Source organism: Ciceribacter thiooxidans (assembly GCF_014126615.1).
GTDB lineage: Bacteria > Pseudomonadota > Alphaproteobacteria > Rhizobiales > Rhizobiaceae > Allorhizobium > Allorhizobium thiooxidans.
Genome location: NZ_CP059896.1, coordinates 1,093,088 through 1,115,722 on the forward strand (window position 1 = coordinate 1,093,088; position 22,635 = coordinate 1,115,722).

Annotated in this window: 20 protein-coding genes and 1 other RNA gene; 15 read left to right on the forward strand and 6 right to left on the reverse strand. The window is 64.7% G+C overall.

Features of this window, described 5'->3' with window-relative positions; translation table 11 throughout:
* Positions 1 to 137: 137 nt before the first annotated feature.
* The 3 genes from H4I97_RS05120 to H4I97_RS05130 all read right to left on the reverse strand — a co-directional run bounded on the left by H4I97_RS05120 (position 138) and on the right by H4I97_RS05130 (position 2,956).
* On the reverse strand, positions 138 to 917 hold the full coding sequence (locus H4I97_RS05120; RefSeq protein ID WP_182306845.1) for a glycoside hydrolase family 25 protein: 780 nt from the start codon (positions 915 to 917) through the stop codon (positions 138 to 140).
* 126 nt (positions 918 to 1,043) lie between these two features.
* On the reverse strand, positions 1,044 to 1,709 hold the full coding sequence (locus H4I97_RS05125; protein WP_182306846.1) for a class I SAM-dependent methyltransferase: 666 nt from the start codon (positions 1,707 to 1,709) through the stop codon (positions 1,044 to 1,046).
* Positions 1,709 to 2,956 carry a BtaA family protein gene (locus tag H4I97_RS05130; protein WP_182306847.1) on the reverse strand — a complete coding sequence of 416 codons (1,248 nt, stop codon included), beginning with the start codon at positions 2,954 to 2,956 and terminating at the stop codon, positions 1,709 to 1,711. The genes H4I97_RS05125 and H4I97_RS05130 overlap by 1 nt, the downstream gene beginning before the upstream one ends.
* Positions 2,957 to 3,170: 214 nt before the next feature.
* On the opposite strand from H4I97_RS05130, the gene H4I97_RS05135 reads away from it, so the two are divergent.
* Complete coding sequence (locus tag H4I97_RS05135; protein WP_182306848.1) at positions 3,171 to 4,544, forward strand: serine hydrolase domain-containing protein; 1,374 nt, start codon at positions 3,171 to 3,173, stop codon at positions 4,542 to 4,544.
* Between the two features lie 2 nt (positions 4,545 to 4,546).
* On the opposite strand, the gene H4I97_RS05140 is transcribed toward H4I97_RS05135, so the two are convergent.
* The 3 genes from H4I97_RS05140 to H4I97_RS05150 form a co-directional block, all read right to left on the reverse strand.
* Positions 4,547 to 5,464: a transglycosylase SLT domain-containing protein gene (locus H4I97_RS05140; RefSeq protein ID WP_378143604.1), complete on the reverse strand. Its 918-nt coding sequence runs from the start codon at positions 5,462 to 5,464 to the stop codon at positions 4,547 to 4,549.
* Positions 5,465 to 5,588: 124 nt separating this feature from the next.
* Positions 5,589 to 6,224, reverse strand: coding sequence for a LysE family translocator (locus H4I97_RS05145; protein ID WP_182306850.1), 636 nt, complete (start codon positions 6,222 to 6,224; stop codon positions 5,589 to 5,591).
* Between the two features lie 49 nt (positions 6,225 to 6,273).
* On the reverse strand, positions 6,274 to 7,488 hold the full coding sequence (locus H4I97_RS05150; RefSeq protein WP_182306851.1) for a pyrophosphate--fructose-6-phosphate 1-phosphotransferase: 1,215 nt from the start codon (positions 7,486 to 7,488) through the stop codon (positions 6,274 to 6,276).
* A gap of 352 nt (positions 7,489 to 7,840) precedes the next feature.
* Here H4I97_RS05150 and H4I97_RS05155 point away from each other — a divergent pair, with 352 nt between their 5' ends.
* The 14 genes from H4I97_RS05155 (at position 7,841) to ftsW (ending at position 22,635) form a co-directional block, all read left to right on the forward strand.
* Positions 7,841 to 8,575 (forward strand): J domain-containing protein, encoded by a 735-nt coding sequence (locus H4I97_RS05155; RefSeq protein ID WP_182306852.1) that lies wholly within the window; start codon positions 7,841 to 7,843, stop codon positions 8,573 to 8,575.
* Complete coding sequence (locus H4I97_RS05160; protein WP_182306853.1) at positions 8,572 to 9,333, forward strand: N-acetylmuramoyl-L-alanine amidase; 762 nt, start codon at positions 8,572 to 8,574, stop codon at positions 9,331 to 9,333. Before H4I97_RS05155 ends, H4I97_RS05160 begins: the two co-directional genes overlap by 4 nt.
* 269 nt (positions 9,334 to 9,602) lie before the next feature.
* Complete coding sequence (locus tag H4I97_RS05165; protein WP_182306854.1) at positions 9,603 to 10,130, forward strand: lytic transglycosylase domain-containing protein; 528 nt, start codon at positions 9,603 to 9,605, stop codon at positions 10,128 to 10,130.
* 164 nt (positions 10,131 to 10,294) lie between these two features.
* Entirely contained in the window at positions 10,295 to 11,482 is a 1,188-nt protein-coding gene (locus tag H4I97_RS05170; RefSeq protein ID WP_182306855.1) for an FAD-dependent oxidoreductase, read from the forward strand.
* 71 nt (positions 11,483 to 11,553) lie between these two features.
* An RNA gene (gene rnpB / locus H4I97_RS05175) (RNase P RNA component class A) lies at positions 11,554 to 11,984 on the forward strand.
* A 391-nt stretch (positions 11,985 to 12,375) separates the two neighbouring features.
* Complete coding sequence (mraZ, locus tag H4I97_RS05180) at positions 12,376 to 12,816, forward strand: division/cell wall cluster transcriptional repressor MraZ (protein WP_182306856.1); 441 nt, start codon at positions 12,376 to 12,378, stop codon at positions 12,814 to 12,816.
* A 14-nt stretch (positions 12,817 to 12,830) separates the two neighbouring features.
* Positions 12,831 to 13,856, forward strand: coding sequence for a 16S rRNA (cytosine(1402)-N(4))-methyltransferase RsmH (gene rsmH / locus H4I97_RS05185; protein ID WP_182306857.1), 1,026 nt, complete (start codon positions 12,831 to 12,833; stop codon positions 13,854 to 13,856).
* A 3-nt stretch (positions 13,857 to 13,859) separates the two neighbouring features.
* Positions 13,860 to 14,234 (forward strand): cell division protein FtsL, encoded by a 375-nt coding sequence (gene ftsL / locus H4I97_RS05190; RefSeq protein ID WP_182306858.1) that lies wholly within the window; start codon positions 13,860 to 13,862, stop codon positions 14,232 to 14,234.
* Positions 14,234 to 15,979, forward strand: coding sequence for a peptidoglycan D,D-transpeptidase FtsI family protein (locus H4I97_RS05195; RefSeq protein ID WP_182306859.1), 1,746 nt, complete (start codon positions 14,234 to 14,236; stop codon positions 15,977 to 15,979). Before ftsL ends, H4I97_RS05195 begins: the two co-directional genes overlap by 1 nt.
* 66 nt (positions 15,980 to 16,045) lie before the next feature.
* Positions 16,046 to 17,506 carry a UDP-N-acetylmuramoyl-L-alanyl-D-glutamate--2,6-diaminopimelate ligase gene (locus tag H4I97_RS05200; RefSeq protein ID WP_182306860.1) on the forward strand — a complete coding sequence of 487 codons (1,461 nt, stop codon included), beginning with the start codon at positions 16,046 to 16,048 and terminating at the stop codon, positions 17,504 to 17,506.
* Entirely contained in the window at positions 17,503 to 18,936 is a 1,434-nt protein-coding gene (locus H4I97_RS05205; protein WP_182306861.1) for a UDP-N-acetylmuramoylalanyl-D-glutamyl-2,6-diaminopimelate--D-alanyl-D-alanine ligase, read from the forward strand. Before H4I97_RS05200 ends, H4I97_RS05205 begins: the two co-directional genes overlap by 4 nt.
* A 25-nt stretch (positions 18,937 to 18,961) precedes the next feature.
* Positions 18,962 to 20,062 carry a phospho-N-acetylmuramoyl-pentapeptide-transferase gene (gene mraY, locus H4I97_RS05210; RefSeq protein ID WP_182306862.1) on the forward strand — a complete coding sequence of 367 codons (1,101 nt, stop codon included), beginning with the start codon at positions 18,962 to 18,964 and terminating at the stop codon, positions 20,060 to 20,062.
* A 7-nt stretch (positions 20,063 to 20,069) separates the two neighbouring features.
* Positions 20,070 to 21,479 carry a UDP-N-acetylmuramoyl-L-alanine--D-glutamate ligase gene (murD, locus tag H4I97_RS05215; protein WP_182306863.1) on the forward strand — a complete coding sequence of 470 codons (1,410 nt, stop codon included), beginning with the start codon at positions 20,070 to 20,072 and terminating at the stop codon, positions 21,477 to 21,479.
* A gap of 1 nt (position 21,480) precedes the next feature.
* Entirely contained in the window at positions 21,481 to 22,635 is a 1,155-nt protein-coding gene (gene ftsW / locus H4I97_RS05220) for a putative lipid II flippase FtsW (protein ID WP_182306864.1), read from the forward strand.

Genomic DNA, 22,635 nt, shown 5'->3' on the forward strand with positions numbered 1-22,635 from the left:
GGTTTCGGTGGACGTGGTATCGGAAGAGATTTTGGCCAAAGCGAGGAAGAGGCGGGTCATGGGCTCCGGTGCGATGGCGGTGGAAGCGGAGAGGGGGATTTCCCCGGTCCTCCGCCCATGTTCTCTTGCGACACCCATCACTTGGAGACGGAGGCGACCCAGTTCTTCCAGTTCTGTTCGGTGCCGGCGAAGACATTGATGTCGGTCTGGCCGCGAATGCCCGGCACGACGCCGGTCGATGTGTACTGCCAGAAGGCCCAGCGGCGGTCGGCATAGATGTCCTGCGGGTGCTTCGCCACCGAGCGGACCCAGAAATGATAGTCCTGGAAATAACCGGCGAGGTTGTCGCGGTGGAAATCGACGGAGGTGTAGATGATCGGCCGCTTGCCGTAATAGGCCTCGATCCGGTCCATGAACCGCTTCATCTCGGCGCGCACGGTGGCGGCGTTCGGCCTCAGCGTGCAGGTCTTCGAGCTCGGGTTCCACTCGACGTCCAGCACCGGCGGCAGATGCATCGAGGCCTTCGGCACGTTGCGGATGAACCAGTCGGCCTGTTCGTCGGCGGTCGAGCAGAAATAGTAGAAATGGTAGGGCGCGTGCGCCAGGCCGGCGGCTGCCGCTGCGCGCCAGTATTCGTCGAAGCGCGAGTCGATCCGGTCCTTGCCTTCGGTCGCCTTGATGAAGACGAAGGAGACGCCGGACTTGCGCACCGAGGCCCAGTCGACGTCGCCGTTCCACTTGGAGACGTCGATGCCGTGGACCTTGTGACGGTAGGGCGTGTTGTCGCCGAAATCCTGCGGGTCGGTGTCCTGGAAGCGCGGCTTGATCGACGATGTTTCCATCAGGTCGTAGCTCGCGGAGGTGCAACCGCCGAGAAGCAGGAAAAGGGGCAGGAAAGCCAGAACAAGCAACCGCATCGAAGGCCCGTAGATGATATTTGAACCGTACTCCTGAGGCGGCGCGCACGAACGCATGACACAACAGGTGCAAGCCCAATTGTGGCTCTATCATCGTTAAAAAGCCGTTATTTGCAACTGCCGATATCAGCCGGGCATCCGGACGACCGCAAGCCAGGCATAGCCGCGACCCACGGTTTCGAAGCGGAGCTCCGCCCCGGCGACCTTCGCCCGTGTTTCCAGGGCCTCCCGCAGGGTCGCCCGCGGGGTGACATGGAAGCGCGAAAGCCAGGCGATAAGCAGGCGCCGGAACCAGGCCGGCAGGCGCTCCTGCTGGCCGAAGTCGACGATGTGCAGCGAGCCGCCGGGCGCGAGTGCCACAATTGCCGCGTCGATCGCGCTCTCCCAGTCGGGGATCATCGAGAGCGCGTAGGAGATCATGATCCGGTCGAAGCCGGCAGTCCCGAATTCTCCGGCGGAAAAGCTCGTCGCGTCTGCGAGCCGGAACACGGGGAGTGGCAGGCCGCGGAAATTGCGTCCGGCCTGGGCGAGCATCTCGGCGGAGATGTCGAGGCCGAAGAGCCTGGCACCCGGATAACGGCGAGCGGCGAGCAGGAGATTGCGACCGGTGCCGCAGCCGACTTCGAGGAGCGAGCCGTCTTCCGGCACGATGAGTTCGGCGATCATCCGGTCGCGGCCGAGGAGATAGTATTTCCGCGTCAGGTCGTAGATGTGGCGCTGATATCGGTACATGCGGTCCATGCGCCCGGCATGGTCGTTGTGATCGTCCTGCCCGAACAAGATCTCCGCCATCAGCCTTTTCTCTCGTAGATGTGGAAGCCGCCGTAGATCGCCGAGCGGTCGCAGGTGCCGAGTTCGCGCGAGCGTTCGGCGAGATAGTGCCACTGGTCGAGGAGGGCGGGCGAGAGACGGCCGTCGAGCACGCTGCGTTCGGCGGCGGTCCGGAAGATCACGCGCGCGCCGGGAGCGGCGGTGCGGGTGATCTCGCTCCACAGCGCGTTGATCTGGCGGTCGTTCATCCAGTCCTGGGCGTCGAGGAGGACGAAGCGGTCGACGCTTGCCGCCGGCTTGCTGGCGAGCAGTTCGGTGAAGCTTGCGTGATGGACGGCGACGCGACCGGCATTGGTGCGGATCGCGTCATAGTTCTCGCGGGCGAGATAGGTCGGGAGCCGCCCCTCGTCGGGAGAAGGATAGCGGCGGGCGAAGGCCTGCCAGGCGAACCAGTTCTCGGCGATGGGGAAGTCGCAGGCGAGCTTTTCGAGGCGGCTCTTCAGGACCGGGGCGATGCTTTCGCCGTCGGAAAGGCTGGCGAGCTCGTCATATTGCTGCGGCGGGATGCCGAGCCCGAAGAGCGAGCTCTTGCGCCGCGTGATCCAGCGCACCAGCGGTTTGTCGAAGAGCGGGGCGATGTGCGTGTCGAAATAGTGCCGCTGCTCGGAGAGCGTCTTCGCCCTGGTGATGCCGTCGAGGCGAACGCCGTGCAGGGACGCGAGCAGATGGCCGGCGGCGATGAAGCGTCCGAGCAGGCCGGTGCGGCAGAAATTGCGGTCGAAGGCGGTGATCCGCCGGCGGCCGTCGAGCCGGCGCCCGTTCCAGTAGCCGCGGCTTTCGGCATCGAGATTGGGAGCGATGAAGCGGTCGAAATTGCAGCTGTTGGTGCGCATTCCGGCTGTGCCGAACATCCGTACGACGGCCGCGTGGTCGGGCAGGTGCCGGAAGGCGCCGAGCTTCAGCCGGTTCAAGGCCACGTGGTGCGGGTTCAGGTCGACGACGTCGATGCGTTCGGGCGAGCGCGAGAGATAGGCGAGCATGTTGCAGCCGCCCGAGCCGATGGTGACGAGCCGGTGACCCTCGCCGAGCTCCATCGCGGCCATGTCCACCTCCGGGTCTTCCCAGATCTGCGGATAGACGAGGCCGGAAAAGAGCATGCCGAACAGCCGTTCGGAGAGGCCATCGCGGCTCAGCGCCCTGTGCCGGAGAAGCGCCTCGGCAATCTTGCTGCTGCGGGGAAGTTCAGTCTCCGGGGCGAGGTCGGTCATCGGGAAGGCCATCCGTTGAAGGTCTCCGGCGTGTAGCGCGGCGATGCAACAGTTTGATGAAGCGCCCTGTTTACGAGCGACCGGATCGGTTTTGGTCGGGGAGAACGGGTTCAGCTTTTCCGCCGTGCTTCAAAGGCTTTGCGGGAGACGCGGCGGCGGCGCTATGGTGCGGCCGCGAGAGGCGGCAAGCGCCCGGAAAGAGGAGCAGGCGAGGATGAGACTGATCAGGCGGATGGTGAAGGGCTTCTTCCTGCTGCTCGCGACGGCAGTCGCGGCCGCGGTCGTCTGGCTTGCCGTGTCGCCGCCGGCACTGTTGCGGGTCGGCACCGGCTATGCCGCAAAAATCGTCTGCTCCAACGTCTTCATCGCCGGCCGTGATCCCGACGAGGTGTTGAGGGTCGACGTCCAGGCACCGGGCAATCCGCTGCTTAAGCTCATCGGCCTCGACACCGACCGGGAGAAGAAGCGGGTGACGGCCCGCCTTCTCGGCTTCATCGCGCCGAACAGCGCCGTCTACCGCGAGGGCCTCGGCTGCGCGAGCGCCCCGGATGGTGGTGGCGCGATGGCCGGGCCTATTCCTGCGCCGGTGCTCCAACAGGTTGCCGCCGCCTCCACCAATGTGCCGTGGCCCGACGGCGAGGCGGCGACGCCGATCGATCCGAAGCTCGGGATGGTGCTCGCCGATGCCGACCTTGCCGGCCCCGGCATGCGGGCGGTGGTCGTCATCAAGGACGGCCGGCTTGTCGGTGAGGCTTATGGCAACGGGTTCTCTGCCACGACGCCGCTGCTCGGCTGGTCGATGACCAAGACCGTCAATGCGGCGCTCATCGGCCGGCTGATGAGCGAAGGGCGCATTGCGCTCGATGACCGTGACCTGCTGCCCGAATGGAGGAGCGACGGTCGCGCCGCGATCCGCATGCGCGACCTCTTCGCGATGGAGAGCGGCCTTGCGTTCAACGAGGAATACGGTGATGTGACCGATGTCACGCGCATGCTCTACCTGGAGCCGGACATGGCGGCGTTTGCCGCTACGCGGCCGCTTGCGGCGGAGCCGGGAACGGTCTTCAGCTATTCCTCCGGGGGAGCCGTGCTGCTCTCGAAGATATGGATGAACCGGATCGGCGACCGCGAGGCGGCACTCGGCTATCCGCGGAAAGCTCTGTTCCAGCCGCTCGGCATGGCGAGCGCTGTCCTCGAGGCGGACGAGGCCGGTACCTTCGTCGGCAGTTCTTACATGTATGCGACGGGTCGCGACTGGGCGCGCTTCGGCGAGTTCCTGCTGCAGGACGGCGTCTGGAAGGGCGAGCGCCTGTTGCCGGAGGGGCTTGTCGCGGCGATGCAGCGGCCGACGCGGGCCTCGGGCGGCACCTATACGGAAATCCAGGCCTGGGCGGTCGGACCGGGGGACGAGCCCGACAGCAGATTCGGCCTTCCCGACGACACCCTCTGGGTCGTTGGCCATGACGGCCAGACGATCGCGATCGTTCCTTCGAAGAGGCTGGTGGTGGTCAGGCTCGGGCTCACGCCTTCGAAGCTCGGCTATCGTCCGCAGCTGTTCGTGAAAGCGATCGCGGGCGCGCTCGACTGATCCTATTCGAGGACGTAGAGCATGCCCTTGCGCTTGGCGTCGTAATAATAGCCGCGGGCGTAAAGGCGCACAGCGCCGTCATTGCTGTTGTCGGCCACCAGCCAGGCGCCGCGCAGATACTTGGCCGCGTACTTGATGTTGGTCTCGGCGTCGAAGAGGCCGGAGGCCGGGCCTTCGTAGCCCATCGATTTCGCCGTGTTGTACTTGATCTGCATGAGCCCGTAATGGCCGTTGTTGTAGGCCTTCGGGTTGTAGGTGCTTTCGCGGCGGACGACGCGGTGGAGGAGTTCCTCGGGGATCTTGTAGAACGCGGCGTACTTGCTGATGAGGCCGTTGATGACGGTCGGGCCCTTGGCGGCCTGCGGCACCTTCTCCTTCTCGACCGCCGGCGGCGCGCCGGGCGGGGAAATGTCGAACTGTGCGTCGAGCGCTGCGAGCGACGAGGATGCGGACGGTGCCGCATAGGCGAGCGCGCCGGCCGGCTTCTGCGTCGGAACCACGGTCTGGATCGCCGTCACTTCCTCAGGCAACACGGTTTCGGCACTTGCCAGTTCCGGAACCGCGTCGGGCGTGGCCGGCATGGCGGCGGTCTGCATGGCGAGCTGTTCCTGGCCGCTTGCCATGGCGAGCGCGGCTGGTGTCGCGGCCGGATTTGCAAGCGCGATCGCCTTGAAGGTCGGGACCGGTGCCGGCGTCGAGGTTCCGGGAATGATCGGGCCGGGTTCGGCACCGGCGGTCGAGATCAGGCCGGTGTTCGATTCGGCGGTTGCCGGCGTCGCCGCAGCAGTCTGCGCGACGGATGTGCCGGCTGCGGGATTGGCCTTCAGTTCCTGCTTGGCCGCCTGGTCCATGCTGCTCGTACAGCCGGCAATTCCGGCGAGAAGCACGGTGGCGAGGCCGAGCGGGGTTTTGCGGTCCAATCGAGAAATCATCCGGCCATCCGTATGTAAACGACGACTGCCGCGAAGCAGCTTACGAAAAGTTAACATGGGATTTCATAGCCGCTGGGCGGAATTGCGGCAAGCCCGCCGCAGTTCGATGGTTTCAGGCGGCGATCTTGCGATAACCGGCCGTCACGGCGCCGGCGGCGATCAGCAGCGTGCCGCCGGTGCGGTTCACCGCCTTGCGGACGGAGCGCTTGCGGATGAAGCGGCGGGCCGAATCGGCGACGAATGCGTAGATCAGCGCATTGATGATCGCGAGGGTGACGAAGGTCGCTTCGAGTACGGCCACCTGCTGCAGGAAGGGCGCCGACGGTGCCATGAACTGCGGCACGAAGGCGATGAAGAAGACGATGCTCTTCGGGTTGAGCGCGGTGACGGCGAAGGCGTGGCCGAGGATGCGCAGCGGCTTTTCCTCCGGCAGGTTGTCGTTGTCGGCGATCGGTTCGTCGCCGACCGGTGCCCGCCAGAGGCGGATGCCGAGATAGACGAGATAGGCGCCGCCGATCCACTTCATGATCGTGAAGGCCGTGGCGGAGGTGGCGAGCAGGGCGCCGAGCCCGGCGACGGAGGCCGTCATCGCGACGAGGTCGCCGAGCGCGACCCCGGTGACCGTGGCCAGCGCCGTCTTGCGCCCGTGGCCGAGCGCATAGGAGATGACCAGCAGGATGGTCGGTCCGGGGATCGCCAGAAGCACCGCCGAAGCGGCGGCGAAGGCCAGCCAGTGTTCCAGTGACATTTGCCTCACTCCTCTCTCGATGAAAGCAAGCCACCTTTCTCCGGGGCCGTCAATCGGCCGGGGTGAATTTCTGGCCGATGTAATCCATCACTTCCGCGAACCACGGCGTCTTCACGTCGAAGGCCTTGCCGCCCTTGATGCGCGGGAACTCGATGGTGCGCAGCTTGCCGCCCTGGTCTTCGTCGTGGCCGGTGACGCCGGAGACCTTGTTCAGAGCGCTTTCGACGGCAAGATCGACCATGCTCTGGATCAGCCGCAGGTCCTCGTAATTGGCCGGTGCCGAACGGGCATAGTAGCCGGACTTCTGCACCATCGAGCGTTCGGCATCAAGCAGCTTGGCGAAGTGCTTCTGGAACCAGTTGCCGACGTTGATCGTGTCGATCTTCACATGGCCGAAGGCGTCGCGCTTGACCTCTTCGCCGGCGGCCTCGCGGTCGGCGACGATCTCGTCGAGGCAGGCACCTTCCGAGACGAAGAGGGTGACGAAGCCGGTGCGGTCCATGACGTCCTTGAGGCGGGCGGCCTCGGCATCGAGATCGAAATGGGTTTCCGGTAGGTAAAGACCGTCGATGTTCTTGAGCTGGGTGTTCATCATCAGCCCTTCGACATACTCGTTGTTGCGCGTCCGCTGGATGTAGGCACGCGCGGTCGCGGCGGTCAGCCAGCCGCAATGGCGGCCCATGACCTCGTGGATCACCAGCGTGCGGGGGGCCGCACTCTGCTCGTTCGAGACGTGGTCGAAGAAGCGGGCGCCGACTTCCGCCGCCGTCCATGCGCCGAGCGATTGGCGGATCGGCACGACATCGTTGTCGACGGTCTTCGGCAGGCCGACCACGGTGAGGTCGTAGCCGTTGGCGCCAAGGAAGGCGGCGAGATCGGCCGCCGTCGTGTTGGTATCGTCACCGCCGATGGTGTGAAGGATGGTGACGCCGTCGGCGGCGAGCCGTTCGGCAGCGACACGCAGCGGGTTGTCGCCTTCCTTGGTCAGGCCGCGCTTGTGGCAATCGGCCGCATTCGTCAGCTTGACGCGGCTGTTGCCGATCGGCGAGCCACCGTAGCGGTGGAGGAGGTGCGCCTTCTCGCGCATGTCTGCGCTGATCTCGATCTTGTCGCCGAGCAGTACGCCCTGATAGCCGGAGCGGTAGGCGATGAGTTCGACGTCGGGGGCGATGTCCGTATAGCGTTCGATCAGTCCGCCGACTGCGGACGACAGGCAGGGGGCGAGACCGCCGGCGGTCAGCATTGCAACTTTCTGTTTGGCCATCGTTCCTCCTTCAGCGCTTCGTCGCGCTTCTACAGACTAGCGTTCGGGGCGAATGGATGCGACAGACGGGCAGGGCTGTAAAGGGAAAAAATCAGGAAATCCGGGCATTTCCGACCCGTGCGGCGACAAATGCGACGGCCGCGCGGATATAATCGTTTCAATCCGGGGGCGGGCTCCGAGCAAGGCTGTGGATAAGAACGGCGGGCCGCGAAGCAGCGGCATCCGGCTCTCCCGCGACGGTCGGAACCATTGTCCGCGACCACGGTTGGGCCACCGTAATGTGAACAAACTTTAACCCGCAGAAAGACGCGCTCCGCTTGCTTTTTTGCCGGTTATCTGGTGATGCTGGATCATGATTTTCGATTTCGCCTGCGAACAGATATCGTCTTTGTGGGACAGGTTGCTCGGCGCGATCGGCGACGCAGCAGGTAACGCCCTGTCCGGCATTGTCGAGGCGGTTCGTACGGTATTCGAGGGCGACCCCGAAACCCGCAGGCGCGTCTCCTTCTCGGTCGCCATCATCGCGCTCTCGGCGAAGATGGCTAAAGCCGACGGCGTGGTGAGCGCGAGCGAGGTCGACGCCTTCCGTCAGATCTTCGATTTTCCGGCCAAGGAAGCACAGAACGTCGCCCGGCTCTACAACCTCGCGCGCCAGGACGTCGCCGGTTACGAGGCCTATGCCGGCAAGATCATGAAGATGTGCGGGACCGGCAAGGGGTGCCCAGTTCTCGAGGACATCGTTGACGGGCTCTTCCACATCGCCAAGGCGGACGGGCTGGTGCACGAGAAGGAAATGAACTTCCTCGCCCGCATCGCCGAAATCTTCGAGATATCGGAGGAGCGGTTCGAGACGATCACCGAGCGCCACGTGAACCCGGACGGCAATCCCTATGCCGTGCTCGGCGTGCAGCCCTCGGACGATTTTGCGACGATCCGCAAGCGTTACCGGGCGCTCGCCGCCGAACATCATCCCGACCGCCTTCACGCTCGCGGCGTGCCCACAGAGTTCCACGCCGTCGCCCATCACCGGATGGCGAGGCTCAACGCCGCCTATGCGGCGATCGAGAAAGAACGCCGCGCCGCATGACCGTCTTCATTCCCGACTTCAGGGGTGCGCGGGTCCGGCCCTCGCCGAACCATGGCGAGCGCGCCGGTGGACGGCTGCCGGACATGATCCTTCTCCATTACACCGGCATGCCCTCGGAAGAGGGCGCGCTGGAATGGCTTTGTCGGCCGGAGAGCCAGGTTTCCAGCCACTACTTCGTTCACGAGGACGGCCGGATCGTGCAGATGGTGCCTGAGAGTCGCCGCGCCTGGCACGCCGGCAAGAGCACCTGGGCCGGCGAAAGTGACGTCAACTCGATGTCGATCGGCATCGAGATCGCCAATCCGGGCCATCCGGCCGGACTGCCGCCGTTCACCGACGAACAGATCGAAGCCGTCGTCGAATTGTGTCGCGATTGCGGCAAACGGTGGAATATCGCCCCTGAACGGGTGCTTGCGCACTCCGATGTCGCCCCTGTCCGCAAGGTCGATCCGGGCGAAAATTTTCCATGGGAAAGGCTTAACGCGGCAGGCGTCGGCCACTGGGTGGCGCCCGTGCCGATCAGCGGTGGAAGATTTTTCCAAAAGGGCGATTGCGGACGACCGGTCGAGGCCCTGCAGTCCATGCTTTCGCTCTACGGCTACGATATTGAAATTTCGGGGCAATATTCCGAGGCGACGGAAGGCGTCGTCGCCGCGTTCCAGCGCCATTTTCGTCCCGGACGGGTCGACGGCATCGCCGACAGCTCGACCATAGAGACGCTGCACAGACTGCTCGCGGCGCTGCCGAAATACGCTTGAAACCGCGTCGGACCAAGGCCGTCCGCCTGCACCCGCAGAGGGGCTGAAATACCCCAAATCTCCGCAGGTCACAGGAATTCCATATTACCCGGCTTTAAAGGCTCTCGCTGAAACGCGGCAAAGCTCCCGAAGAGGTGACGGCCGCAAATAACAACGATGAGGGCAGGTGCGACGCCGTCCCCCTGAACGGGACGGCGCACAAGGACGCTTTTTGCGCGAAAAAACGAACACGCGCCATAGCCCCACTGGTTCGGAGACTGGCTTTTCACATGCAGAAAATGATTGTTGCTGCCGCGGCATGCACCGCTATCCTTTTGTCTGGAATCGGCGGAGCAAACGCCCGTGACGACGACAGACGCAGCTTCTCGGCGCCGCTCAAGGTCGTCAAACGCGACGCGGGTTTCCCAAGCGCACCGTCCTTTTCCCAAAGCCCCTACACCCAGATCATCTCCAAATACGCCAAGGCCTACGGCGTTCCGGTGGATCTTGCCCATGCGGTGGTCCGGGTCGAAAGCAACTTCAATCCCAAGGCCCGCGGCAGCGCCGGCGAAATCGGCCTCATGCAGATCAAGCCGGCGACGGCGCGGATGATGGGCTATTCCGGCTCATCTAAGGGGCTCTATGACCCGGAGACCAATATCCGCTACGGCATGAAGTATCTGGCGACCGCCCACGAGCTCGGCGACGGCAAGACCTGCTCGACGATCCTCAAATACAATGCCGGTCACGCCGCCAAGCGCATGAACCCGGTGTCGAAGCGCTATTGCGGCAAGGTGCTGGCGCTGATCGGCAGCTGATCGCCGGAACGTCGATGCCCGCCGGGGAATGCCGCCGAAGTCATCGTCCAGGAGTTTGATCTCGGTCGAAAACCGATTCCGCAATTTGTGAGAGACTGATTCAAGTTAGATTGGCAAATATCTGAACGGGAATCATAATCACGAATGTACGGGCGGGAACGGACATGAGCGATCGCTTCAAATTCATCGTCGTCGGGCGTGGCATGCTGGGGGCCGCCGCCGCGCGGCATCTGACCCTCGAAAGCAAAGGGGTCGCCGTCATCGGGCCGGCCGAGCCGGCCGACCCGGCACGTCACGAGGGGGTCTTCGCCAGCCATTACGACGAGGCGCGGATTACCCGCACGATCGACCCGGACCCTGTCTGGGCCGCACTCGCCAACCGCTCGATCGCACGATACCGAGAACTCGAACGGGAGATCGGCGTCGACTTCTACCACGAGGTCGGCTGTCTCATCGTCGGGCCGAAGCGGGGCGGGAGTGATCCCTATGTCCAGCGCATCTGCGATGCGGCCGATCGCACCGGCGTCGTGCCGAAGATGCTCGAATGCACGTCCCTTGCTGCGCGTTTTCCCTATTTCTCCTTCAGCGCAGGGCAGGAGGGGGTCCACGAGGCGGCGGGGGCGGGATACGTCAATCCGCGGAAGATGGTGCGTGCGCAGTCCTGCCTCGCCCACAGGGAAGGGGCGACGCTGATCGCCGAGACGGCGGTTTCCGTCCGCGACGACATCCGCGGCGTGGCGGTCCGGACCGCCGAAGGCAATACCTATTACGCGGACCGGGTGCTGGTCGCCACGGGTGGATTCTCGATCGCCGAACACTTGCTGCCGCGGCCGCTCGACCTCAAGGTCTATGCCCGCACGGTGGCCTTCTTCGAGATCCCGGAGACCGATCTTGACGCCTTTGCCGGTATGCCGTCGCTCATCCACCATCCCGACGATCCGCGCGAGCACATCTATCTGTTGCCGCCGGTGCGCTATCCCGACGGCAAGGTCTATCTGAAGATCGGCGGCGATCCCGATGACCTCGAACTCACGAGTGAGCCGGAGGTCCGTGCCTGGTATCGCAGCGGCGGGCGCGAGACGACCCGCAGGCATCTGGCGCGGATCGCGTCCGAACTGGTGCCCGGCGTGGCGAAGGCGACCGTCAGCGCGGGCGCCTGCGTCACGTCGTTCACGCCGAGCGGTTACCCGGCGATCGGCTATGTCGATGAGGAACGGATCGCGGTCGTCACCGGCGGTTGCGGCGCTGCGGCGAAGAGCTCCGACGAGATCGGCCGGCTCGGCGCGCGGCTGCTGCTCGACGGCGCATTGTCGCCGGAGGACCAGGCGGTTTTCTCGCCCCGTTTCCGATAAAGTGCGAAGCAGTGCGTCCGGACGGACGTTTTCTGTGGCATTTGCCGCGGCACTCCACTATCTAGCGCTTGCCAGTCGGCCGGGCAGCCGCGCTCTACCAGTGCCGAAAGGCGGTAGGGTGAGGAAAGTCCGGGCTCCACGGAAACACGGTGCCGGATAACGTCCGGCGAGGGCGACCTCAGGGATAGTGCCACAGAAAGGAAACCGCCCCGCCTGCTTTTCCGTCCGCATGAGGACGCAAAAGTCGGCGGGGTAAGGGTGAAAGGGTGGGGTAAGAGCCCACCGCGTCGCTGGTGACAGGGACGGCATGGTAAACCCCACCGGGAGCAAGACCGAATAGGGATGACGCGGGTGCTGCGCAAGCGGTGCCACAGCCGGTTTCCGGGCCAGTCATCCGGGTGGGTTGCGTGAGGCAGCGTGCAAACGCTGTCCCAGATGAATGGCTGCCACGTTCCGGGCGACCGGAGCCATACAGAACCCGGCTTACAGGCCGACTGGCACTCTTCCTTTTTCTGCGGCCGCGGCTCGGCCATCGTCGGCATTTCTTCGGCCAAATTGTTGATCCCGTTGGTAATTCAGATCTTGCCGTGCGGTCCTAGAGGGGTTCGCTGCCGGCTCCTCCATAACCTTTCGTTAAGCTTAACCGCTTATAAACATTTGACGCTCTTCGAGAGCGCAGAGCCGCTCTGTCCCATTGACGCCCATATTGTCCCATGTTATCCCATTCGAGTACCGTTTCAGGGTGGTTCTCCACCTCAAGAATCGAAGTTCAGGGAATGTCGCCCGCACCGGGCGGCCTGCAGTTCTCCCTGTCTTTGGAGGCGGTGCACGTGTTCTCGCGTTTCAGGGGTGGATGGTTCATCTCCTGTCGAAAGGAGCGGCGGCAGGTTTTGATGGACCGCTTCTTGTCCAATGTGACAAACCGGATCGATACGAAGGGGCGGGTGTCCGTTCCGGCGGCGTTCAGGTCTGTCCTGGCGAGGCGCGATATCCAGGAGCTTTACTGCCTCCAGGATTTCGTGTTTCCGGCGGTCAATGTCGGCGGGCCCGATCTGCTGGAGCGATACGAACGGCAGATTTCCGTCGAGGATCCGTTTTCGCCGCTGGCGAACGAGATGTCGCTGCTTGTGCATGGTGGCGGCGTCTTCATGAAGCTAGATGCCGAAGGGCGGTTGATGGTGACCGACTTCATTCGCGACTTCACGGGGATCACCTCGGAGGTCACGTTCGTCGGTCGGGCGGATCATTTTCAGCTCTGGCGGCCGCAGGCCTTTCTCGAGGCGCAGGCGGAGGCAAGGCAGGCACGCAAGCTACGAGGGTTGCGGCCACAGTAAGGCGGGGACTTGGAATGGTGGCTAATCCTGGCGCAGAAAACTCTGGTGCCGATGGCGGACCGGTTCGCCACATTCCAGTCCTGCTGCCTGAGGTGCTCGCGGCGCTCGAGCCGACACCCGGCAAGATCATTCTCGACGGCACCTTCGGGGCGGGCGGCTACACAAGTGCCATCCTCGATGCCGGTGCGGACGTCATAGCGCTCGACCGCGATCCGACGGCGATTGCGGCCGGCCAGTCGCTGGTGGCGGCACGCGGCGGCCATCTCACGCTCATCCATTCCCGCTTTTCCGAGCTCGATCTCCATGCGCCCGCCGGGGGACTTGACGGCGTCGTGCTCGATATCGGCGTCTCGTCGATGCAGATCGACGAGGCCGAGCGCGGTTTCTCCTTCCAGAAGAACGGCCCGCTCGACATGCGCATGTCGGCCGAAGGGGTCTCGGCGGCGGATGTCGTCAACCGCGCCAAGGTCGGCGACCTCATCCGCATCTTCGGTTTCCTCGGCGAGGAAAAGCAGGCGGGGCGCATCGCCCGGGCGATCGAGAAGAAGCGGGCGAGCGAGCCGTTTCGCACGACGCGCGACCTCGCCGGCCTGATCGAGATCGTCACGCCACGCAAGGCGAAGGACAAAATTCATCCGGCGACCCGCGTCTTCCAGGCGCTGCGCATCTTCGTCAACGACGAGCTCGGCGAGCTTGCGCAGGCGCTCTTTGCCGCCGAACGTGCGCTGAAGCCCGGCGGCCGCCTCGTGGTGGTGACCTTCCATTCGCTCGAAGACCGGATCGTCAAAAAGTTCTTCACCGAGCGCTCGGGCAAGGCGTCCGGCTCGCGCCACCTGCCGATGGTGCAGGGGACACCGGCGACCTTCGAACCCGTCGGCAAGGGCATGGTTGCGGCAAGCGAAGAAGAGGCCGAGGCCAATCCGCGCGCCCGCTCCGCCAAGCTTCGGGCCGGCATCCGCACGAACGTGAAGGCGCCGAAGGCGGACATGTCCATCTTCGACCTGCCAGACCTCGCCAGCCTCGACCGGATCGGAGGATGAGCCATGCTGAAAACCCTTGATCTCGTATTGATCGGCTCGATGGTCGCTGCAGCGGCCGTCACCTATTCGATCAAGCATCATGCCGACGAAAAACTACAGGAGGTCCACCGTCTCGAGGCCGAGATCAAGCTCGAGAAGGACACAATCGATCTCCTGAAAGCCGACTGGGCGCTTCTGACCCAGCCGAACCGTCTCGAACGGCTGCTCGCCGTCTACGGGCAGGATTTGCAGCTGCAGCCGACCGCGCCAGAACAGCTCGTGCGGCCGGTCGAGCTGCCGATGTTGAAGAGTGAGGTGCCCCAGCCGAAAGTGGCCGAGGGCGAAAAGAGCAAGGATCCCGTGTCGGATCTCATCACAACAGGATCGGTGAAGCCCTGATGTCTTTCCTCTCACGCATCATGCTCTTGAAAAGCCAGGCGCATTTCGCGACCGGCGGCGAACGCGCCGTCGTCGGCACGACCGTCGCCATCAAGGGGACCGGGAAACGCAAGTCGGAACTCGCCCGCAAGCGCGTCGGCCTGATGATCGCCGGTTTCGTCGTCGCCTACGGCGTTATCGGCGGGCGGCTCGTCCAGTACGGCTACGCACATCCCGAGACGGTCTCCAGCATCATGCCGGCGGACCGGCTGATGGCGTCGCGTCCCGACATCCTCGACCGCAACGGCGAGGTGCTGGCGACCGATATCCGCACGGTGTCGCTGTTTGCCGAACCGCACAAGATCGTCGACCCCGACGAGGCGGTCGAGAAGCTCTCGACGGTGCTGAACGACCTCGACATCAAGGGGACCTACAAGAAGCTCTCCTCCAATTCCCGTTTCCAGTGGCTGCGTCGCCAGCTCACGCCGAAGCAGCAAAGCCAAATCCTGGCGCTTGGCATTCCGGGCATCGGCTTCCGTCCGGAAAAGCGGCGCTTCTACCCCGGCGGCAGCACGGCCTCGCACATCGTCGGCTATGTCAACATCGACAACCGCGGCATGGCCGGCATGGAGCGCTACATCGACAACCAGGGGCTGGCCGACCTCACCGCGCTCGGCATGACCACCGACACGCCGCTCGAACCGGTTCGCCTGTCGATCGACCTTCGCGTGCAGAACATCGTGCATGACGTGGTGGTCGACGCGGTGAAGAAGTTCGAAGCGCTCGGCGCCGGCGGCGTCGTTCTCGACGTCCATACCGGAGAAGTCCTGGCGATGGTCTCGGTCCCGGACTTCGATCCCAACAATCCGGCGGCGAGCGCGCAGGAAGGCTGGCTCAACCGCATGTCGAACGGCACGTTCGAAATGGGGTCGACCTTCAAGTCCTTCACGCTGGCCATGGGCCTCGATTCGGGCAAGGTGAAGCTCTCCGACACCTTCGACGCCCGTTACCCGATCCGCATCGGCCGCTATACGATCAAGGACTTCCACGGCAAGAACCGCATCCTGAGCGTGCCCGAGATCTTCCAGTATTCCTCGAACATCGGCACTGCCAAGATCGCCGACACGGTGGGCACGGAAGGGCACAAGGCGTTCCTGGAGCGTTTGGGCCTTACGACGCGCATGCAGACCGAACTGCCGGAGGTCGCGACCCCGAGCCAGCCGCGGGAATGGAAGAAGATCAACTCGATCACCATCTCCTTCGGTCACGGGGTTTCGACGACGCCGCTGCAGACTGCCGTCGCCGGCGTCGCGCTGATGAACGGCGGCAAGCTCATTGAGCCGACTTTCCTGCCGCGGACGCGGGAGCAGGCGGACCAGGTAGCCCAGCAGGTCCTCCGTCCGTCGACCAGCGACGACATGCGCTACCTGTTCGAGGTGAACGGTATCAAGGGCTCCGGCAAGAAGGCCCGCGTCGAAGGCTTCAACGTCGGCGGCAAGACCGGCACCGCGGACAAGGTGGTCAACGGCCGTTATGTCAGCGACAAGAACTTCAACGCCTTCCTCGCCGCCTTCCCGATCGACAATCCGCAGTATGTCGTGCTCACCGTCATCGACGAGCCGAGAACGGACAAGGGCAATGGCGCGGCGCTCGCCGGTAACTCGGCCGCTCCGATGGTGGCGGACATCATTCGCAGAAGCGCCGCAATTCTCGGTGTAGAACCCAAATTCGGAGAAGACGGCTCGGCGCTGCTCGTCTCTTATTAGAGAAATGCTCGAACTATGCAGGCGATTCGCGAGCGGATCGCCTGTTCTGCAAGGAAACGAAAATACATGCGACTGCGCGATCTGGCCGATGACGAGTTTGGAACGCTGAAAGGACAGCTTGACGGCGAGGTCGGTGATCTCGCGATAACGGGTATTTCCGCCGACAGCCGCAAGATCGCCCCCGGAATGTTGTTCGTGGCCGTCGCCGGGACGAAGGCCGACGGTGCCGCCTACGCCGCCGATGCGGTGGCACGTGGCGCAGCCGCGGTCGTGGCAGGTCATGCCGTCGAGGCGAGTGTTCCGGTCTTTACCGTTGCCAATCCGCGCCGCTTCCTGGCGCTGGCGGCCGCGCGCTTCTACGGTGCGCAGCCGGCGACGATGGTCGCCGTCACCGGCACGGCCGGCAAGACCTCGGTTGCCTCGTTCACCCGGCAGATCTGGGCCGAAGCGGGCCATCCGGCGGCGCAGATCGGCACCACCGGCGTCGTCTCGCCGTCGCGCAACGACTACGGCTCTCTCACCACCCCCGATCCGGTCGCGCTGCACAAGCTGCTCGCCGAACTTGCGGCGGAAGGCGTGACCCATGCCGCGATGGAAGCTTCCAGCCACGGCCTCGATCAGTGCCGCCTCGACGGTGTCCGGCTTTCGGCCGCCGCCTTCACCAATCTCGGCCGCGACCACATGGACTACCATCCGACGGTCGAGGAATACATGGCCGCCAAGATGCGGCTCTTCGATACCCTGTTGCCCAAGGGTTCCCCGGCGGTGATCTTCGCCGACGATCCGTGGTCGGCCGAGGCGATCCGCGTTGCGCGTGCCGCCGGGCACGACGTGCGCACGGTTGGACGCAACGGCGATTTCCTGGCGCTGAAGCGCGTCGAGCACCTTCGTCACAAGCAGGTGGCCGAGGTGCATTTCGGCGACGAAATCCACGAGGTCCATATCCCGCTGGCCGGCGATTTCCAGGTCGCCAACGCGCTCGTCGCTGCGGGTCTTGCGATCTCCACCGGCGTTCCGGTTGCGACCGCGATGAGGGCGCTGGAAAAGCTCCAGGGCGCTGCCGGCCGTCTCGAACTCGTCGCGCATACCGCCGACGGGGCGCTCGCCTATGTCGACTACGCCCACAAGCCGGATGCGCTCGAAAACGTCCTCAACTCTGTCCGTCCGTTCACCACCGGGCGCGTTATCGTCGTCTTCGGCTGCGGCGGCGACCGCGACCGCGGCAAACGCCCGATCATGGGCGAGATCGCCTGCCGGCTCGCCGACGTGGTGATCGTGACCGACGACAATCCGCGCTCGGAGGTCGCCTCCGAAATCCGCGCGGAGATCATGGCCGCCGCATCCTCGGCAACCGAGATCGGCGACCGCGCCGCGGCGATCCGCCATGCGGTTTCGCTGCTGGCTTCCGGCGACACCCTGATCGTCGCGGGCAAGGGGCATGAGGAAGGACAGACGGTCGGCGACGTGACGCTGCCGTTCTCCGATCATGCCGAACTGCGCAAGGCACTGGAGGAGCTTGAACATTGACATTTCTCTGGACGACGGACGAGATGATCGAGGTGATGGCGGGCCGGCCGTTCGGCACGCCGCCCGAAGGGATCTCGGGCATCTCGATCGACAGTCGCACGATCACCGCCGGCGAGGCCTTCTTCGCCATCAAGGGTGACCGCGTCGACGGACACGATTTCGCGAGCCTCGCCGTCGCCAACGGTGCTTCCCTGCTCGTCGTCGCCGAGGCGAAGCTTCCGGCGCTCGGGCGCGTCACCGTTCCGATGATCGTCGTCGAGGACGTGTTGGCGGCGCTGGAAAAGCTTGCTGTTGCCGCACGCGACCGTTCGTCCGCGAAGATCATCGCCGTCACCGGCTCGGTCGGCAAGACGACGACCAAGGAGATGCTGCGCAGGGCGCTTGAACCCTCGGGCAAGGTGCATGCGGCCGTCGCCTCGTTCAACAATCACTGGGGCGTGCCGCTGACGCTTGCCCGCATGCCGGCGGATACCGAATTCGGCGTGTTCGAGATCGGCATGAACCATCCGGGCGAAATCCGCCCTCTGGTGCAGCTCGTGCGCCCGCATGTGGCGATCGTCACCACGATCGCCGCCGCCCATCTCGGCAATTTCGCGAGCCTCGAGGAGATCGCTGCCGCCAAGGCCGAAATCTTCGAGGGCGTCGAGCCCGGCGGGCATGTGCTGCTCAATCGCGACAACGCGCAGTTCGGCTTTCTCGAAAGGGCGGCGCAGGAGGCGGGCGTCGAAAACGTCCACAGCTTCGGCCAGCACGCCAAGGCTGAGTTCCGCCTGGCGGAGTTCGACGGTGCGGCGGAAAGCTCGACGCTCTGGGTTTCCTTCGGTGGTGAAACGCGGGAGGTCGTCATCGGCGCACCCGGCCGTCACATCGCCGAGAACGCCGTTGCGGTGCTCGGTGCCGTATCGCTGGTCGGTGCCGACGTGGATGCCGCGGCGGACGCCTTCGGCTCGCTGTCCGCGGTCAAGGGACGCGGCGAGCGGCATCTGCTGAAGGCCGGCAACGGCAGGTTCACGCTGATCGACGAGAGCTACAACGCCAATCCGGCCTCGATGCGCGCGGCGATTGCCGTGCTCGCGGCGGCTCATCCGTCGGGCGACGGCCGGCGGATCGCCGTTATCGGCGACATGCTGGAGATGGGCGAGTTTTCGGCGAAGGTTCACGCCGAGCTCGCCGGGCCGCTGCTTGCCGCCGGGATCGAGCATGTCTGGCTCGCCGGTCCGGAAATGGCGTCACTTCGCGATGCGCTTCCGGAGAGCGTCCAGGTGGAATACCGCGAGACGACCGCGGAGCTTGCCGATTTCGTGGTGGCGAACGTCCGCCCCGGCGACGTGCTCATGGTCAAGTCCTCGCTCGGCACCGGTTTCGGAAAGATCGTCGCGGCCTTGCTTGACAATTATCAGACGGTCGCCGACATCGGGCGCCGCGATTAATTCTGGGGTTTCGGAAAGGGCTCTTATGCTGATCTGGCTTGTGGAACTGGAAGACCATCTGCAATTTTTCAATCTCTTCCGCTACATCACGTTCCGCACCGGTGCTGCCTTGTTCACCTCGGCACTGATCGTCTTCCTGTTCGGGCCGGCGATGATCGCCTCCTTGCGCATCCGCCAGGGCAGGGGACAGCCGATCCGTGCCGACGGACCGCAGACCCATTTCAAGAAGGCGGGTACGCCGACGATGGGCGGGTTGATGATCCTTGCCGGGATCGTCGTCTCGTCGTTGCTCTGGGCCGACCTTTCGAGCGTCTACGTCGTCTCGACGCTTCTCGTCACGCTCGGCTTCGGCGCCATCGGCTTCTACGACGACTACCTGAAGGTGACGAAGCAGACGGAGAAGGGCTTTTCCGGCAAGGCGCGCCTCGGCATCGAATTCGTCATCGCCGGTATCGCCGTCTATTTCATGATGAACACGGCGCTGACCTCCGGCTCGCAGGGCTCGACCTTGGGTTCCTCGGTCGCCTTTCCGTTCTTCAAGGATTTCCTGATCAACCTCGGCATCTTCTTCGTGCTCTTCGGCGGCTTCGTCATCGTCGCCGCCGGGAACGCCGTCAACCTGACCGATGGCCTCGACGGGCTGGCGATCGTGCCGGTGATGATCGCCGCGGCGTCCTTCGGCATTATCGCCTACTTGACCGGTAACGCGGTCTTCTCGAACTACCTGCAGATCAATTTCGTGCCGGGCACCGGCGAGCTTGCCGTCGTTCTCGGCGCCGTCATCGGCGCCGGCCTCGGCTTCCTCTGGTTCAACGCCCCGCCGGCGGCGATCTTCATGGGCGACACCGGCTCGCTCGCGCTCGGCGGCCTCATCGGCACCGTTGCCGTCGCCACCAAGCACGAGATCGTCATGGCGATCATCGGCGGCCTCTTCGTCGCCGAAACGCTGTCGGTCATCATCCAGGTCGGCTACTTCAAGATGACCGGCCGGCGCGTCTTCCTGATGGCGCCGATCCACCACCACTTCGAGAAACTCGGCTGGACCGAGAGCCAGGTCGTGATCCGCTTCTGGATCATCGCCGTCGGGCTCGCCATGCTCGGCCTCTCGACCCTCAAACTCCGGTGAGGGGGCGATGATCCCGGTCACCACATTCAGAGGCAGGAAGGTCGCACTCTTCGGTCTCGGCGGGTCGGGGCTCGCGACCGCGCAGGCGCTGATTGCCGGCGGGACCGAGATCGTCGCCTGGGACGACAATCCCGACAGCGTGGCGAAAGCCGCAGTCGAAGGCGTCGCGACACAGGACCTGCATGACGCCGACTGGAGCACCTTTGCCGCCTTCGTGCTGTCGCCGGGCGTACCGCTCACCCATCCGAAACCGCACTGGACAGTGGGGCTGGCGCGTGCCGCCGGCGTCGAAGTGATCGGCGACGTCGAGCTCTTCGTGCGCGAGCGCAGGGCGCACGCGCCGGACTGCCCGTTCATCGCCATTACCGGCACCAACGGCAAGTCGACCACCACGGCACTGATCGCCCATATCCTTTCGGCGAGCGGCCGGGACACCCAGCTCGGCGGCAATATCGGCCGGGCGGTGCTCACCCTCGACCCGCCGAAAGCCGGACGTTATTTCGTTGTCGAGTGCTCCTCCTACCAGATCGATCTCGCTCCGACGATCGATCCGACCGCCGGCATCCTGCTCAACGTGACACCGGACCATCTCGACCGGCATGGCACGATCCAGCATTATGCCGACGTCAAGGAACGGCTCGTCGCCGGCAGCGATACGGCGGTGATCGGCGTCGACGACAGCTATTGCGAGCTGATCGCCGATCGCGTCGAGCGCGCCGGCACGAGGGTCGTGCGGATTTCGAAGCGGCAACCGCTTGCAGATGGTTTCTACAATGACGGCCACCGGATCATCGAGGCGCATGGCGGCGCGAACGCAGTCGTCGCCGATCTCAACGGCATCCAGACGCTGCGCGGCAGCCACAACGCCCAGAACGCCGCGGCGGCGATCGCTGCCTGTCTCGCCGTCGGCGTCTCCCCCGACGAGATCCGGGCGGGGCTCCGGTCCTTTTCAGGCCTCAAGCATCGCATGCAGCCCGTCGGCCGACGCGGCGAGGTCGTCTTCGTCAACGACAGCAAGGCAACCAATGCGGAAGCGGCCGCACCTGCGCTTTCCAGCTACGACCGCATTTACTGGATCGCCGGCGGCCTGCCCAAGGAAGGCGGGATCGCGAGTCTCGCGCCGCTCTTTCCGCGTATCGCCAAGGCCTACCTGATCGGTGAGGCGGCGTCGGCCTTTGCCGCGACCCTCGGCGAGGCGGTTCCTTATGAAATTTCCGGCACACTCGAACGGGCGGTCGCCCACGCAGCCGCCGATGCGGCGGCGGACGGCCAGCCTGTGGCGGTGATGCTTTCCCCGGCTTGCGCAAGCTTCGACCAGTACAAGAACTTCGAGGTCCGCGGCGACGCCTTCGTTCGCCACGTCGCGGCGCTCGAAGGGATCGAAATGCTGATCGACGCTCCTGAAGGAGGCAACTGACATGGTGAGCCGCGTTGAGAGGGGGCCTGTGGCCGAGTGGTTCTGGACCATAGACCGTCTGTTCCTTGTGACATTCGTCCTGCTGATGGGCATCGGCTTCATGCTCTCCTTCGCGGCCTCGCCCGCGGTCGCCGAGCGGCTCGGGCTCGACAGCTTCCATTTCGTCAAGCGCCACGCCGCCTTCATGCTGCCGGCGCTCGGCGTCATGCTCGGCCTTTCATTCCTCACGCCCCGGCAGGTGCGGCGGACCGCGATCGTCATTCTCGCGGTTTCGCTGCTCATGATGGTGCTGGCGCTGTTCTTCGGCATCGAGGTCAAGGGGGCGCGGCGCTGGGTGACGCTCGCCGGCATCTCGATCCAGCCGTCGGAGTTCATGAAGCCCGCCTTCGTCGTGGTCTGCGCCTGGCTTTTCGCCGAGCATGCCCGCCAGCCGGAAATCCCGGGCAATTTCTTCGCGATCATCCTCTTCGGCATGGTCGCCGCCCTGCTGATCGCCCAGCCGGACCTCGGCCAGACGATCCTGACCTCCGTCGTCTGGGGCGGGATGTTCTTCATGGCTGGCATGCCATGGCTCTGGATCATGGTGCTCGGCGGGCTCGGCGGCGCTGGCCTCGTCGGCGCCTATGTGACGTTGCCGCACGTCGCCGGCCGTATCGACCGCTTCCTGACGGGCGAGGGCGACACCTTCCAGGTCGATACCGCACGCGAGGCGATCATCCGTGGCGACTGGTTCGGACAGGGACCGGGCGAGGGGCTGGTCAAGCGGATCATTCCCGACAGCCACACCGACTTCATCTTCTCGGTGGCGGCGGAGGAGTTCGGCATCATCTTCTGCATCGTTCTCGTCTCGATCTTCGCGTTTCTCGTGCTGCGCGGCCTCAACCACGCCTTCAAGGAGCGCAACGACTTCAACCGGTTCGCGGTTGCGGGCCTCGTGCTGCAGATTGGTGTCCAGTCGCTGATCAACATCGGCGTCAATCTCGAGCTCCTGCCGGCGAAGGGCATGACGCTGCCGCTGATCTCTTACGGCGGATCTTCGATGATCGCGATCTGCGTGACGGCCGGATTCATCCTGGCGCTCACGCGCCGGCGGCCGGAGAAGCGTGCGCAGGAGCGGAGCCTGTTCCGCTCCGCGCACGGCGTCCCGGCGGAGTAA

Coding starts and splice junctions, on each gene's coding strand:
- H4I97_RS05195 (WP_182306859.1), top strand. CDS start 14,234: ATGTCTTTCCTCTCACGCATCATGCTCTTGAAAAGCCAGGCGCATTTC.
- H4I97_RS05130 (WP_182306847.1), bottom strand. CDS start 2,956: ATGACCGACCTCGCCCCGGAGACTGAACTTCCCCGCAGCAGCAAGATT.
- H4I97_RS05135 (WP_182306848.1), top strand. CDS start 3,171: ATGAGACTGATCAGGCGGATGGTGAAGGGCTTCTTCCTGCTGCTCGCG.
- murD (WP_182306863.1), top strand. CDS start 20,070: ATGATCCCGGTCACCACATTCAGAGGCAGGAAGGTCGCACTCTTCGGT.
- H4I97_RS05125 (WP_182306846.1), bottom strand. CDS start 1,709: ATGGCGGAGATCTTGTTCGGGCAGGACGATCACAACGACCATGCCGGG.
- ftsL (WP_182306858.1), top strand. CDS start 13,860: ATGCTGAAAACCCTTGATCTCGTATTGATCGGCTCGATGGTCGCTGCA.
- mraY (WP_182306862.1), top strand. CDS start 18,962: ATGCTGATCTGGCTTGTGGAACTGGAAGACCATCTGCAATTTTTCAAT.
- ftsW (WP_182306864.1), top strand. CDS start 21,481: ATGGTGAGCCGCGTTGAGAGGGGGCCTGTGGCCGAGTGGTTCTGGACC.
- H4I97_RS05160 (WP_182306853.1), top strand. CDS start 8,572: ATGACCGTCTTCATTCCCGACTTCAGGGGTGCGCGGGTCCGGCCCTCG.
- H4I97_RS05155 (WP_182306852.1), top strand. CDS start 7,841: ATGATTTTCGATTTCGCCTGCGAACAGATATCGTCTTTGTGGGACAGG.
- H4I97_RS05120 (WP_182306845.1), bottom strand. CDS start 917: ATGCGGTTGCTTGTTCTGGCTTTCCTGCCCCTTTTCCTGCTTCTCGGC.
- H4I97_RS05170 (WP_182306855.1), top strand. CDS start 10,295: ATGAGCGATCGCTTCAAATTCATCGTCGTCGGGCGTGGCATGCTGGGG.
- H4I97_RS05150 (WP_182306851.1), bottom strand. CDS start 7,488: ATGGCCAAACAGAAAGTTGCAATGCTGACCGCCGGCGGTCTCGCCCCC.
- mraZ (WP_182306856.1), top strand. CDS start 12,376: ATGGACCGCTTCTTGTCCAATGTGACAAACCGGATCGATACGAAGGGG.
- H4I97_RS05165 (WP_182306854.1), top strand. CDS start 9,603: ATGCAGAAAATGATTGTTGCTGCCGCGGCATGCACCGCTATCCTTTTG.
- rsmH (WP_182306857.1), top strand. CDS start 12,831: ATGGTGGCTAATCCTGGCGCAGAAAACTCTGGTGCCGATGGCGGACCG.
- H4I97_RS05145 (WP_182306850.1), bottom strand. CDS start 6,224: ATGTCACTGGAACACTGGCTGGCCTTCGCCGCCGCTTCGGCGGTGCTT.
- H4I97_RS05200 (WP_182306860.1), top strand. CDS start 16,046: ATGCGACTGCGCGATCTGGCCGATGACGAGTTTGGAACGCTGAAAGGA.